The organism is Maribacter algicola (genome assembly GCF_003933245.1).
Taxonomy (GTDB): Bacteria; Bacteroidota; Bacteroidia; order Flavobacteriales; family Flavobacteriaceae; genus Maribacter; species Maribacter algicola.
The window spans coordinates 1,646,881-1,660,208 of the sequence record NZ_QUSX01000001.1 but is presented as its reverse complement, the minus strand read 5'-3'; the positions used below and the strand labels follow the sequence as shown (position 1 = coordinate 1,660,208).

Sequence of the window (13,328 nt, the reverse complement as noted above, 5' to 3'; positions counted from 1 at the left end):
CCATTTTTGAATTACTTCCATTCCAATGTTTCTATGATCCTTCTAATATCATTTTGAAGATAGGCTGCAGCGGGCAATATGGAATCATAATTGGGTTTTACGTAAAAATAGACGGAACCCGTCAAAAAATGTTCCGTACTATCGGTCACAAAGAATTGTGATTGGGAGGCAGCGTTCCCCTGCACTTCGAACAAGGAACCATAAACTTGTTTATCGGGGTTTACATAGGGTTGCTCCACAATATTATCGGCCTTTACGGCGTGCTCGTAACTAAGCCGCTTGGCGTCAACAATCAGTTTTTCCAGATTGCCATCTATCTTTTTATAACTTAAGAAAATAGCGCCCTTCATGTCTGGGTACTCCAAGGAAAATGCAGTTTCCGAATCCAGATTGGGCGTTGCCAATTCATTGTAATTGAATCTAAAATTTTCGGTTTCCAAGGGTGAAGAGGCTCCCTGTGGATATTCCAAGCGCATTTGGGCCTTTGGCTTGGGAATGGGTTGGTCTTCACACGAGCCTAAAAGAACAATAAAGACAAAAAGGAGTACCAAAATCCTACATCTCATGGGGCAATGTTACTTTAATTTGTTTTAACCTCTTTTTATCAAAACTCTCCACGACAAATTTATAATCCTGAAAAACAACTTCCTCGCCTCTTTTTGGAAAACTTCCTGCCATTTCCAGCACAAAACCGGCGATGGTTTCAGATTCTCCTTTGTTTTCCTCAAAAATATCCTCATCGGTAAGCTTGATGACCCTATAGAAATCCTTTAGGGTGGTCTTTCCTTCAAAGACATAGTTGTAATCGTCCAATTTGGAAAAAACCAGGTCCTCATCATCAAACTCATCGCTTATGTCCCCAACTATTTCCTCAATTATATCCTCCAAGGTCACAATACCGGAAGTACCCCCGTATTCGTCCACGACGACGGCCAAATGATTTTTCTTGGTCTGAAAATCGGCCAGGAGATCATCCAATTTCTTATTCTCCGGGACAAAGTAGGGTTCCCGTATCAATGACATCCAATTAAGGGATTTCCTGTCAAGGTATGGCAGAAGGTCCTTTACATACAAAACTCCCAGGACATTGTCCAAATTTTCCGAAAAAACGGGAATCCTTGAATATCCGTTCTTTTTAATTTCCTCCAACACTTCGGGAAACTTCATTTGATCGTTCAATGCGAAAATATCTATCCTGGGCCTCATGACCTGTTTGGTATCGGTATTCCCAAAAGTAACGATGCCCTGTAAAATCTTTTGTTCTTCCTTGGTGGTATCGCCGTCTGAGGTAAGTTCCAGGGCTTGGGACAGATGGTCCACACTTAAATTGGATTTTTCCTTCCCCAGCTTATTGTATAAAAAGAGGGTGCCGGAGCGCATGGGCAGGCTCAAAGGGGAAAAGATAAAGTCCAAGACCTTTAAGGGATAGGCCATGAAGTTGGAGAAACTCAATCGGTTTCTATTGGCGTAGACCTTGGGCAATATTTCACCGAACATTAGAATCAAAAATGTAGCTACGACCACTTCCAAAAGAAACCTGACCGATACAATATTGAAAAGAACCGTATTTATTTCGGAGAAAAGGGTATCACCTATCAAATTAAAAATCAATACCACGCCAATGTTGATGGCGTTATTGGCAATAAGTATGGTAGCCAATAATTTTTTAGGCCGTTCCAACAATCTTATAAGGATAGTTCCCCTGTCCGTTTTTTGGTCCTTTATTTCGTTGATTTCAGTCACCGAAAGTCCAAACATGGCTACCTCTGCCCCTGAAATGAGGGCAGAGCATAAAAGAAGAAGTATCAAGACGGCAATATTTAGTGCGAATGCACTATCCATTGCCATAAAAAACGATGCCAGTGGTAAACGGTCGGGATCCACTTTCTATAATTTAATATCCAAATTAGAAAGGTAGGTCATCATCCTCGTCCTGACTCAAAGGTGCAGGTGTTTTTGCAGGTGTCCTTTCATCATGCTGCATTGGTTGCGGCTGGGAAGATTGGCCGGAGCTATTTTCCATACTTTCCTGTTTTGTGGTCAAAAAGGTGAAGTCCTGTACGTGTACCTCCGTAGTATAACGGGTGTTCCCGTCCTCTCCCTGCCATTGCCGGTTCTTTAAACGACCTTCAACATATACCTTATCGCCTTTGCTCAAGTATTTTTCACAGATTTCGGCGGCCTTGTTCCGCACCACGATATTATGCCAATCCGTATTGGTAACGCGTTCGCCCGTCTGCTTGTTTGTATACGTCTCGTTCGTGGCCAAAGGAAAGCGCCCGATGCATCCTCCGCCTTCAAAATAGTGCATCTTCACTTCGTCTCCCAAATGCCCGATCAGCATTACCTTATTTAATGTACCGCTCATATTTTTTCACCTTTATTTGTATACAAACTGCCTGAAATTAAAGGTTGCCCTTTACAATAATCAGGTAGTTCTACCTGCTGATTCCCATACTAAGGAAATCCATAGTTCAAAAGTACTAAAATTTAAATGTTTTCATGAATTCCGCTATCAATACGGGGACCGGATAATTTTCAAGATTGGATATGGGTATGGCATTGGTTCGATAAAAGGGCCCTTCCAAGATCCAAAATTGGGTATACAAATGCTGATGTGAAAGTTTATGGACGATAAAATCCGAATTAAATAGGCTGATTTCCGGTGGTCTTTTGAACTTTAGCACCTCGGAATGCCGAATTTCAATGTCCTCCAAACCGATTTCCCGTTCCGTTTCCAATAAGGGGAATTCCCAGAGATTTTGCCAAATACCCTTTCCTTTACGCTGTCTCAATTGAGTGAGGGTCTCATCGCTTTTCCTATGCTCCAAGGGTACCAAGTAGTTAAAGAAGCGCTTTTTAATTTTCGTCTTTCCAATTTTGACGGGCAAATCCTTTACGGTGCCCATTTCCAAGGCCACACAACCACCGGCCAGCGGACAGGAAGAACAATTGGGGCTTTGGGGCGTACATTGGACCGCACCAAATTCCATGATGCCCTGGTTGTAATCCCTAATATTGGTGGGATGCAAGACCTCAATGGCCAACTTTTTAAAGGATTTAATCCCTTCCGTGCTATTGATCGGTATGTTCACACCAAAATATCTGGACAATACTCGGTATACGTTTCCATCGACGACCGCCTGCCGTTCGTTAAAACAAATGGAGGAAATGGCACTCGCCGTATAGTCCCCAACACCCTTTAGTTTTATCAAACCTGTATAGGTTTTGGGGAAGGTCCCATTGAATTCCTCAACGACCATTTTTGCGGAAGCGTGCAGATTTCGGGCCCTTGAATAATAGCCCAGTCCTTGCCAAAGTTTAAGGACCTTTTCCTCATTGGCTATGGCCAAATCTTCAACCTTGGGAAAGGCTTCGATAAACCTATGGTAATACGGTATGCCCTGGGCAACACGGGTCTGTTGCAAAATGATTTCCGACAACCAAATTTTATAGGGGTCCAAGGTGTCGCGCCAGGGCAAATCGCGCTTGTTTTCAAGGTACCATGTCAAAATTTTATCGGAAAAAGACATTCGCAAAAATAATAAGCAGCAAAAGTATCAGTTTAAATACTTAAAATTAGATTATTAGAAAGAAAGATTGAATTTAATTTATATATTTGCAACCCGAAAAAAATACAGAAAATCTAATATTGTAAGATGACGAAAGCGGAAATTGTATCGAAGATCTCAGACAAGCTGGGAATTGAAAAAGGAGATGTACAAGCAACAGTTGAATCCTTTATGGAAGAAGTAAAGACTTCTTTGGAAAGTGGAGATAATGTGTACCTGAGAGGTTTTGGTAGTTTTATCATCAAGACCAGGGCAGAGAAAACCGGCAGGAACATCTCTAAGAATACAACCATCAAAATCCCCGCCCACAACATTCCTGCATTTAAGCCGGCAAAGGTTTTTGTAGAAGGTGTAAAAAGCAACGTACAAGTAAAATAATAATCTAAAAGAAGAACTTTATGCCGAGCGGTAAGAAAAGAAAAAGACATAAGGTAGCTACCCATAAGCGTAAGAAGCGCAGAAGAGCTAACCGACACAAGAAAAAGTAGTTTTAGAAACTACTTTTTCATTTTAATACCTACGTTCCTTGACATAGAGATTCCAAAGAGACTCTCGGCAGATTTTTTTAATCTGTTTCAAGCATTGTTTAATCCATCTATCCTACACTAACTAGGGATAGATACAAATACATTCAGGTGAATAGAGAATTAATCGTAAGATCTAGTTCCAATGCCGTTGAATTTGCCATGCTAAAAGACGGAAAACTCACTGAACTCCACAAAGAGGAAGACAATAACGACTTTTCGGTAGGGGATATATTCCTTGCCAAAATTCGTAAACCCGTAACAGGTCTAAATGCCGCATTCGTTAATGTGGGTTACGAAAAAGACGCGTTCCTTCATTATCATGATTTGGGACCACAACTGTCTTCTATGTTGAAGTTCGTTAAACAGGTGAGTACCGGAAAACTAAAGGATTATTCCTTAAAAAACTTTCCATTCGAAAAAGATATTGACAAAAATGGTGTCATTACGGATGCCATTAAGGCCAATCAATCTCTTTTAGTGCAAATTGTAAAAGAACCGATTTCGACCAAAGGACCCAGAATAAGTTCCGAGCTATCCATTGCCGGACGTTACCTGGTCATGGTGCCCTTTTCCGATCGTGTCTCCGTATCGCAGAAAATTGAAAGCAAAGAGGAGAAAGACCGATTGAAAAGACTTGTAAAAAGTATAAAACCAAAAGGTTTCGGGGTTATTATCAGAACGGTTGCAGAAGGCAAAAAAGTTGCGGAACTGGACAAAGACCTAGCAAACTTGCTGAATAAATGGTCAGCAATGTGCAAAAAATTATATAAGGCCCAGACGCCTTCAAAAGTATTAGTGGAGCTCAATAGGGCTTCCTCCATCCTTAGGGATGTCTTTAACGATAGCTTTACCGGAATTTATGTTGACGATCCCACATTATACGGAGAAATCAAGGACTATGTTGCCGAGATAGCCCCGGAGAAGGAATCCATAGTTAAACACTACAATACCAATGTCCCTATTTTCGAAAAATTTGGAATAGACAGACAGATCAAGACTTCCTTTGGCCGCACTGCGACCATGAGCAAAGGTGCTTACCTTATCATTGAACATACCGAGGCGTTACATGTAATTGATGTCAACAGCGGTAACCGTTCCAACAAGGCCAAGAACCAAGAAGACACTGCATTGGAAGTAAACCTTTTGGCGGCCTCGGAAATTGCGAGACAACTTCGCCTAAGGGATATGGGGGGTATCATCGTAGTGGATTTTATCGATATGGTAAAATCACAACATAGAAAGAAACTTTTTGACCATCTTAGGGATGAGATGAAAGACGACCGGGCTAAGCACAAAATTTTACCTCCCAGTAAATTTGGGCTTATACAGATAACAAGACAGCGTGTAAGGCCCGAAATGAATATTAAAACAACCGAAGAGAATCCAAACAAAGGCGGACAGGAGATTGAAGCTCCCATCGTTTTGATCAACAAAATCAATGTGGATCTGGAACGGCTCTTGAAAGGACCTGCAAAAGACAGCAGCATAACGTTAAACATACATCCTTTCATAGCGGCCTACATTTCAAAAGGATTCCCGTCCATTCGCACCAAGTGGTTCCTTGAACACAAGCGATGGATAAAGATTCAACCAAGGGATGCGTATACGTATCTCGAATACCGTTTTAAGAATAAGGACGGTAAAACAATATATTAAGCGTTAAAAGCGACTTCCAAAAGAGGTCGCTTTTTTTGTTTCCCATTTTAAAATCAAATTTTTATAAGGTCTGTAATTTATTTTTATTGGACCTGATAACATCTTTCCATAAATTTTGGACGTTCATTCATGCAAGTGGATTATCTAAATAATTCTTAAAGTGTTTTAAGACACTTATGAGTATCTTACCTTTAGGAATTGCAAAAAATAATCCCTTTAATGCCAAAAAATAACAGAAGACAGCACCAGGCAAAAGTCATTCGTATTTTCAGAAAGATACATCGTACCACAGGAGCCCTTCTATTCTTCTTTTTTTTATTTATTTCCATTACCGGACTTCTTTTAGGTTGGAAAAAAAACAGTAATGGACTCATCCTTGCAAAAACGGAAAAAGGTACCTCCACGGAATTATCGGAATGGCTTCCTTTGGAAATTTTAAAATCCAATGCCCAAACAATTTTTAGGGATTCCATCTCTGGGGAACTTTCACCCGAAATCGATAGAATTGATGTACGGCCGGATAAAGGAATCTTAAAGTTCAAGTTCGTGGACAATTTCTACGGAATCCAACTGGATGGAGCCACAGGCGAATTGTTGAAAATTGAACGAAGGCGGTCCGACTTTATAGAACAAGTACATGATGGCTCCATTTTGGACCGATACATAGGAACATCGAGCGATCAAATAAAACTAATCTACACGTCCATTATGGGCTTGGCCCTATTGGTTTTCACGATTACAGGATTTTGGCTTTGGTATGGGCCCAAAAGAATGAAAAGAATAGCAAAAAGTTCCTAATGGCCAAAGAATCCTTTACATTGGAGGAAGCCACCCGAAAATTGGAAGGGTACTGCGCATATCAGGACCGATGCCATAAAGAGGTCATTAAAAAACTACAGGACATGGGCATGATCCCAATTGCCGTTGATACCATTATATCCCATTTGATCAAGGAAAACTTTTTGAACGAAGAACGTTTCGCCAAAAGTTTTGCCAGGGGCAAGTTCAACATAAAAAAGTGGGGCAAACAGCGCATTATAGCGGAGTTGAGGCATAGGGAAATTTCAAGGTTCAATATTCAAACGGCACTAAAGGAAATCGAAGGGACCCAGTACCAGATTACTTTTGATGCCCTCGCAAAAAAAAGACTGCAGCAGATCAAGGAGACGGACATTCAGAAGAAAAAGAAAAAACTTGCTGATTACCTGCTATACCGTGGTTGGGAAAGTCATTTAGTGTACGATAAGGTAAATGAGCTAGTAGGTTGAGCGCATTGGACAAGCTTATTTTTAATTGGCTATTGACTATAATTACAAATTTCTAGGTACTAATATTTTTCAATTTATTTGTCCTATAAATGGCCCTTTCATTTTTTTGATCGATCCACTTTTGTCCCTTAAACTTACGCATCAAAACATCAAAATGGCGCATTACCAATACGTTATATAGTGCCTTGGCAAGGTTCTTCGGGTTTCTGGCAATGGCCCTCAAGCTCATGGAAAAACCGGGGGTATTATACTTCATATAATGCCAATATCCTTCTGGCATATACAATACCTCACCATGCCTTAATACAGTCTTATACCCGTTGGCCTGTTTTAAAACTGGCCAATTTTCATAATCGGGGTTTGAAAAGTCGATTCGCTCATGGGTAATCAAAGAGTGAGGTACTTTATATAAGTACTTTGTTTCTGATTGCGGAAAGAGAATACACTCCTTTTCCCCTTGAAAATGAAAGTGAAAAATATTTCCCAAGTCAATATCGTAATGCATAAAAGTATGTGAATCCTTACCCCCAAAAAATAACATTGGAAGTCCTTTCATAAGTTTTATTCCAAAATCCGGATAGGAGAAATCGTTCTGCAATTCTGGCACCTCCTTTAATATGTTCCAAAGAAAAATACGGTATTTTGTGGGCTTGGTCTGTAGTAGCTCAATATACTCGGACATCTTCATCTTTGCATGGGGCTGGTTAAAACCATCTTTATGATGAACGGGCCTATCGTCGTACAGCGGCACTTCCCTGTCCCCAACCACCTCTTTCATATAGTCCAGATTCCATTTCCTAAAAGCGGGCCAATCCTCTATGCCCCTTTGAATGACAACAGGTTTTTGGGGCCTAAAATAATAGGTTATAAAGTCTTCCTTAGTAATCGTTTCTACCCTTGGAATTTCTGCTAACTTCAAATCAATTTGGGTTTTTAGTAAGCCGCAAATTTAGTCAACACAGGGAAAATAGCTTATTAAAATTGGGATAATGTAGGGTTAGTCTGTCAATTTTGCCTTCTGTTTGGCCAGTTCATTTCGTTCTATGGTGTGCCCCGGTCTGGACCATTTTGGCTTTTCGTTCAAAGATTGGAATTTTGATTCGGAAGCCTCGACCGTCTTGGGCTGGGATATCTTCGTGAAAGGTTTTTGTGGGTTCAGTCCCAATAGCCTGAACATTTCCATATCCTCGTTTACATCAGGGTTAGGAGTTGTTAGAAGTTTATCACCGGCAAAGATGGAATTGGCTCCGGCAAAAAAGCACATGGCCTGTCCTTCCCTACTCATTTGTGTTCTGCCTGCCGATAGACGAACCTGGGTTTCGGGCATTACGATCCTGGTCGTAGCCACCATACGGATCATATCCCAGATGGCAATAGGTTCAATATCCTCCATAGGGGTTCCTTCCACAGCTACCAAGGCATTGATGGGTACCGATTCCGGTTGGGGGTTCAGGGAAGCCAATGCGACGAGCATACCGGCCCTATCTTCCAGTTTTTCACCCATACCAATAATACCACCACTACATACGGTAACATTGCTCTTGCGGACATTGTCTATAGTGTCCAGACGGTCCTGAAACGCACGGGTTGAGATGATATCTTTGTAATAATCCTCTGAAGTGTCCAAATTATGGTTGTACGCATAAAGACCGGCCTCCGCCAAACGTTGTGCCTGATTTTCCGTAAGCATCCCCAAAGTACAGCAAACTTCCATGTCCAGTTTATTGATGGTGCGAACCATTTCCAAAACCTGATCGAATTCAGGACCGTCCTTCACATTGCGCCATGCCGCACCCATACAAACCCGGGAACTACCAGAAGCTTTGGCTCGCAAGGCCTGTGCCTTTACATGGGAAACGGACATCAAGTCGTTGCCTTCAATATCTGTATGGTATCTTGCCGCCTGCGGACAATATCCACAATCTTCCGGGCAACCTCCGGTCTTTATAGAAAGTAACGTAGAGACTTGAACTGTGTTTGGATCGTGATGCTCCCTATGAATCGAAGCTGCCTCGTACAGCAGTTCCATCATAGGCTTATTATAAATATCCAGGATTTCTTGTTTGGTCCAGTCGTGTCGTACTCTGCTCATAAATTCAAAGTTGTTTGTAGATTTCAAAAATAGCGGAATAAGTTCAGAAAATATAATTGGCCGTTCTAAACTTTGGCAAGTAAGACACTCACCGCATTACCCCCAAAGCCAACGGCATTGACCAAAACCTTTTTAATATTTTTGGGTTCTGCGGTATTTTTATAAAAAGGAACTTGAATAGCCTTTTGATACCTCAACATTAAAATGGCCATCTCAATATTCAACATTCCCGAAGCCCCAAAAGTGTGTCCTATTTTCCATTTATTGGTAGTTAGAAAAGGAAGATCGTTATAAAATATCTTTTTAATCGCGTTACATTCAGAAATATCCCCTTTTAGGGTTCCCGGGGCATGCATTACTATGACATCGACCTCTTCTTTGGGAGTATTTTCCAAGGCCATAGCCATGGATTTTTGAAAACACCGTGCATCGGCAGAAATGGATACGTTGTGTTCCAAAAGCTCCGTTGCATAGCCAATTCCTTCGATAACCGCCAAAGCCCCATGTGGAATACCCTTTTCCAAACAGGCCACGGAGGCTCCTTCTCCCAATACCATGGTATTCCTTTTTTTGTCCAAATCGAGCGCCCTACAAGGATAACTTCGACTACGCTCAGCTACGAAGGAATTTTCAGAATCGACCGAAGACGCATAAATTTTCAAAGCTTTCATCTGTGAGATGGTGAAGGGTGTCAAAGGAGCTTCACTACCTCCTACCAAAAACTTATCGGCCATACCACTTCGAATCCAAGCAACACCATTTAACAAGGCATGTAAAGCAGTGGAACAGGTAATGGAATGTGAAAACTCGGGTCCGTCAGTACCTAGGTCATGGGCCACCCAAGAGGATATATTCCCCAAAGTGGTGGTGGGCGAAGTAAGGGAAGGTGTTCTATTATGCTTTAAATAGTCTTCATGGAAGTGCTCGAAGAGACCGGTGGCTCCCCTAGAAGATCCAATGTTGATACCGAAATTTTTATCGCTCCTTTCCAATGACTTCCAACCCGCCCTGTGAACGGCATTCCTTGCCGTGAACAAAGCATATAGGACACTATGGTCCAAATGTTGGTATTTAGAATCAGATTCCTTTAAATCCGTTATTTTCTGTTGAAGATTTTGGCTTAACCTACCTGTCCATACAGATTCTTTATCTATCTCTTGGAGCGTTAAACAATGATCAGTGTTTTGATAATTCTCCCAGATTTCCTCCAAAGTCACACCCAACGGAGAGATAGAGGCTATTGCGGTAATGGATATTTTGTCGGTTGGCAATTCCATACTATAAACTATCCAAAAGTTCGTTAATCGCGTCATGTATCCGCTGTAGCTGCGCATTGGAAATTATATAGGGCGGTAACGCATAGATTGTATTTCCTAATGGCCTTAAAAGGACGCCACGGACCATGAAAAAATTATATAATCGGTCACGTAGATTGCCATATCGTTCCGTTTCAACCTTCAAATCGATGGCCAAAATCACCCCAATGGAACGGGCATTACTAACTTTTGGATGGTTCGAAATCTTGGAAACAAACGTTTTATGTGCCGAAGCAATGTAGCTCCTTCGTTCCAAAATTTCTGGCGAATTCAGCAGTTGGAGTCCCGCAAGGGCAGCGGCACAACCTAAGGGATGAGCACTATAGGTATGGGCATGGAAAAAGCCTTTGGAGACTTCCTCGCTCAAAAAGGCATTGAAGACCTCTTGGGTACAACTTGTAATACTCAGGGGAAACATCCCGGCAGTCAAGGCCTTGCTTAGGCAGAGGATATCGGGTTGATGTAGTAGGTTTTCCGAGGCGAAGTTCTTACCGGTCTTTCCAAAACCTGTCATGACCTCATCGGCTATACAAAGAACACCGTTTTCCTGGCACTTTTGGATGAGCAGGTCCAGGCCTTCGGCGGAATGGAACTTCATACCTGCGGCACCCTGTACCAAAGGTTCGAATACAAAGGCAGCACATTTATTGCCCGATAGGATGGAATTCAGTTGGGAAAGCACTTCCTCCATATTTTCCCTTTGAGGAACGGGAATCCTTTCTACTTTTAGTAAAAAATCTTCAAAAGGACCATTGTAGACCGACAGTCCGGAGGCACTCATCGCCCCAAAGGTGTCGCCATGAAAGCCATCCTCGAAAGCAATCAATGTATCCCTTTTGTCATGTTGATTATAATGGTATTGTAAGGCCATTTTTATGGCGGCCTCCACCGCTGTGGAACCATTATCGTTGAAAAAAATCTTGGCTTGGTTTCGAGGTAATAAAGCCATCAGCTCCTCGGAAAGCTTTACGGCAGGCTCATGGGTAAACCCACTGAACATGACAAAGTCCAACTGCTTCATTTGTTCAGTGAGGGCCCTAGTAATAGCTTCGTTCCCGTGACCATACATGGCCGTGTACCAAGAGGCGATACCGTCAATATAGGAATTTCCGGCTTCGTCCCAGAACAAGGCGCCTTCAGCCTTGACAATACCCACGGGAGTAGCGGCCGTTTTGTGTTGCGTTAATGGATGCCAAAGGTGTTTTTGATCGCGTTCCGATAGATTTTTCCCTTTCATAGAATTCAAGAATCCACAATTTATCTATCTTGCAAAGATGGGAAATAAAGTTAAACCTGTTGATGAAACTTAGTATCTTAAAGGAATGCCTTTTTGGAGAATCACGATTAAATAATAGGGCCGTTTTTCTTTTACTTACCGGTATTACATTCTTTATCCGGTTTCCTTTTTTCTTTAGAGATTATATAGATCGGGACGAAAGTACTTTTATTCTTTTAGGACAATCATGGGTGGACGGACATTTACCGTATACTCAATTGTGGGATCTTAAGCCCCCTTTAACATTTGCCTTCTTTGCATCCATAATCTATGTATTTGGAAAGAGTTTTATCGCTATAAGGCTTTTTGGGGCCCTACTTATTGCCTCTACGGCTTTTTTTACCTATAAAATTGCATCCAGAATAACCTCCTTTCAGGTTGCCCTTTGGAGCGGGATATTCTGTGTTGTACTGCTCAGTTTATTTGGAAGTTTACAAGGGGTCATGTCAGAGCATCTATGTATGGCTTTTTTTGTACCCTCGCTATACTTGATTCTTTCAAATAAAGGTCCCTTTTGGTTACTCTTGGCAGGTCTAAGTATGGGGATTGCGATTATGGTAAAATTGAATATGGCCTATCCGGTGCTCTTTTTGGGTATTTATTTGGTCCTTGAACTTTTTAGCAAACAAAAAACTGTCACCTTTTGGGGGGTTCTTGCTTTTGGTCTTGGAACTATACTCATAGTTATTTTGACGATTCTTCCCTATTACCTTAACAACCAATTTGAAGTTTGGTGGAAGTCCGTGGTTCTAGCGCCTTTGGAATATAGCGAGGCAAGAAGGTTTTCCTTTTTTAAATTGGCACCCACTTTTATTGTAATTGGCGCCTTCCTATTTTATTGTTGGAAAAGGGATGTCATCTCGTTTAAGGACAGAACTTCCATCCTATTGTTTGTGGCCATTTGTGGTGTTCTTGCATCTTTTTTTAAGGGAGGTAGGATAAATGGACATTATTTGATTCAAATACATCCCATGTTAGTAATATTCCTTAGTATGTTCCTTCACCAATTATACTATCGGTTTAAAGTAAAAATACCCAGGTTTTTTCTCCTATTGCTATTTCTGATTCCAACGGAAAGTTATTTGGAATATTTCAATATTATCAAAAACAAGTTTGAAAGGGGCACATTTTATAATGGAGAAGGGTTTTCGGTTCCAAAATACATTACGGAACAAAAATTAAAAACCGATAACATATTGTTTTTAGGGTACCACATAGGATATTGGAACCTAGGAGTATTGCCCCCAACTTTAGCCGCTACACACCCTAGTAATATATGCAGGGACGAACTTTATCCGTTTTTTGATAACCCTAGGAAAAACTCACTGGAGGAACTGCGGTATATTATGGAAGTAATCAAACCCAAAACCGTGGTGGTAAGAAAGGGCAGGCTAATATTTGACAGGGATGAGAAAGAGGAAAACGAATATATTGACGCTTATTTAGCCATGCACTATAGAGTTTCGGCCACGGTAGAAAAGGCCGAGATACTTCAGAGAAAAGAGTACAATTAGCGGTTAGCAATTAGCAAAATTAGAAACTGACAACAAAAAACCAGCAACAAAAAAGGAATTGGTGGACTGGTGAAAAAGTGAGATAGTGGAATAATGAGTTAGTGGGA

Annotated in this window: 13 protein-coding genes; 5 read left to right on the top strand and 8 right to left on the bottom strand. The window is 41.3% G+C overall.

The genetic code is table 11. The features are described 5' to 3' along the window. Positions 1-11 precede the first annotated feature (11 nt). The 4 genes from gldD to mutY all read right to left on the bottom strand — a co-directional run bounded on the left by gldD (position 12) and on the right by mutY (position 3,533). Positions 12-566: a gliding motility lipoprotein GldD gene (gene gldD, locus DZC72_RS07040; protein ID WP_125222137.1), complete on the bottom strand. Its 555-nt coding sequence runs from the start codon at positions 564-566 to the stop codon at positions 12-14. Then, on the bottom strand, positions 556-1,884 hold the full coding sequence (locus DZC72_RS07035) for a gliding motility-associated protein GldE (protein ID WP_394340623.1): 1,329 nt from the start codon (positions 1,882-1,884) through the stop codon (positions 556-558). The genes gldD and DZC72_RS07035 overlap by 11 nt, the downstream gene beginning before the upstream one ends. Before the next feature lie 22 nt (positions 1,885-1,906). After that, positions 1,907-2,368, bottom strand: coding sequence for a single-stranded DNA-binding protein (locus tag DZC72_RS07030; RefSeq protein ID WP_125222136.1), 462 nt, complete (start codon positions 2,366-2,368; stop codon positions 1,907-1,909). Between the two features lie 115 nt (positions 2,369-2,483). After that, positions 2,484-3,533 carry an A/G-specific adenine glycosylase gene (gene mutY, locus DZC72_RS07025; protein WP_125222135.1) on the bottom strand — a complete coding sequence of 350 codons (1,050 nt, stop codon included), beginning with the start codon at positions 3,531-3,533 and terminating at the stop codon, positions 2,484-2,486. A 126-nt stretch (positions 3,534-3,659) separates the two neighbouring features. On the opposite strand from mutY, the gene DZC72_RS07020 reads away from it, so the two are divergent. From DZC72_RS07020 to DZC72_RS07005, 4 genes are all read left to right on the top strand, one after another. After that, positions 3,660-3,950, top strand: coding sequence for an HU family DNA-binding protein (locus tag DZC72_RS07020; protein WP_013306152.1), 291 nt, complete (start codon positions 3,660-3,662; stop codon positions 3,948-3,950). Between the two features lie 257 nt (positions 3,951-4,207). Continuing rightward, positions 4,208-5,755 carry an Rne/Rng family ribonuclease gene (locus DZC72_RS07015; RefSeq protein ID WP_125222134.1) on the top strand — a complete coding sequence of 516 codons (1,548 nt, stop codon included), beginning with the start codon at positions 4,208-4,210 and terminating at the stop codon, positions 5,753-5,755. Between the two features lie 219 nt (positions 5,756-5,974). Then, positions 5,975-6,553 (top strand): PepSY domain-containing protein, encoded by a 579-nt coding sequence (locus tag DZC72_RS07010; RefSeq protein ID WP_125222133.1) that lies wholly within the window; start codon positions 5,975-5,977, stop codon positions 6,551-6,553. After that, a complete protein-coding gene (locus DZC72_RS07005; protein WP_125222132.1) occupies positions 6,553-7,023 on the top strand; it encodes a regulatory protein RecX in 471 nt (156 codons plus the stop codon). The genes DZC72_RS07010 and DZC72_RS07005 overlap by 1 nt, the downstream gene beginning before the upstream one ends. A 52-nt stretch (positions 7,024-7,075) precedes the next feature. On the opposite strand, the gene DZC72_RS07000 is transcribed toward DZC72_RS07005, so the two are convergent. The 4 genes from DZC72_RS07000 to bioA form a co-directional block, all read right to left on the bottom strand. After that, positions 7,076-7,942 carry a cupin-like domain-containing protein gene (locus DZC72_RS07000; protein WP_394340622.1) on the bottom strand — a complete coding sequence of 289 codons (867 nt, stop codon included), beginning with the start codon at positions 7,940-7,942 and terminating at the stop codon, positions 7,076-7,078. 78 nt (positions 7,943-8,020) lie between these two features. Next, entirely contained in the window at positions 8,021-9,115 is a 1,095-nt protein-coding gene (bioB, locus tag DZC72_RS06995; RefSeq protein WP_125222130.1) for a biotin synthase BioB, read from the bottom strand. Between the two features lie 65 nt (positions 9,116-9,180). Then, on the bottom strand, positions 9,181-10,392 hold the full coding sequence (locus DZC72_RS06990; protein WP_125222129.1) for a beta-ketoacyl synthase N-terminal-like domain-containing protein: 1,212 nt from the start codon (positions 10,390-10,392) through the stop codon (positions 9,181-9,183). A 1-nt stretch (position 10,393) separates the two neighbouring features. Beyond that, positions 10,394-11,668 carry an adenosylmethionine--8-amino-7-oxononanoate transaminase gene (gene bioA / locus DZC72_RS06985; RefSeq protein ID WP_125222631.1) on the bottom strand — a complete coding sequence of 425 codons (1,275 nt, stop codon included), beginning with the start codon at positions 11,666-11,668 and terminating at the stop codon, positions 10,394-10,396. A 62-nt stretch (positions 11,669-11,730) separates the two neighbouring features. Here bioA and DZC72_RS06980 point away from each other — a divergent pair, with 62 nt between their 5' ends. Beyond that, a complete protein-coding gene (locus tag DZC72_RS06980) occupies positions 11,731-13,221 on the top strand; it encodes an ArnT family glycosyltransferase (protein WP_125222128.1) in 1,491 nt (496 codons plus the stop codon). Positions 13,222-13,328 lie beyond the last annotated feature (107 nt).

Coding starts and splice junctions, on each gene's coding strand:
- gldD (WP_125222137.1), bottom strand. CDS start 566: ATGAGATGTAGGATTTTGGTACTCCTTTTTGTCTTTATTGTTCTTTTA.
- DZC72_RS07030 (WP_125222136.1), bottom strand. CDS start 2,368: ATGAGCGGTACATTAAATAAGGTAATGCTGATCGGGCATTTGGGAGAC.
- mutY (WP_125222135.1), bottom strand. CDS start 3,533: ATGTCTTTTTCCGATAAAATTTTGACATGGTACCTTGAAAACAAGCGC.
- DZC72_RS07020 (WP_013306152.1), top strand. CDS start 3,660: ATGACGAAAGCGGAAATTGTATCGAAGATCTCAGACAAGCTGGGAATT.
- DZC72_RS07010 (WP_125222133.1), top strand. CDS start 5,975: ATGCCAAAAAATAACAGAAGACAGCACCAGGCAAAAGTCATTCGTATT.
- DZC72_RS07005 (WP_125222132.1), top strand. CDS start 6,553: ATGGCCAAAGAATCCTTTACATTGGAGGAAGCCACCCGAAAATTGGAA.
- bioB (WP_125222130.1), bottom strand. CDS start 9,115: ATGAGCAGAGTACGACACGACTGGACCAAACAAGAAATCCTGGATATT.
- DZC72_RS06990 (WP_125222129.1), bottom strand. CDS start 10,392: ATGGAATTGCCAACCGACAAAATATCCATTACCGCAATAGCCTCTATC.
- bioA (WP_125222631.1), bottom strand. CDS start 11,668: ATGAAAGGGAAAAATCTATCGGAACGCGATCAAAAACACCTTTGGCAT.
- DZC72_RS06980 (WP_125222128.1), top strand. CDS start 11,731: ATGAAACTTAGTATCTTAAAGGAATGCCTTTTTGGAGAATCACGATTA.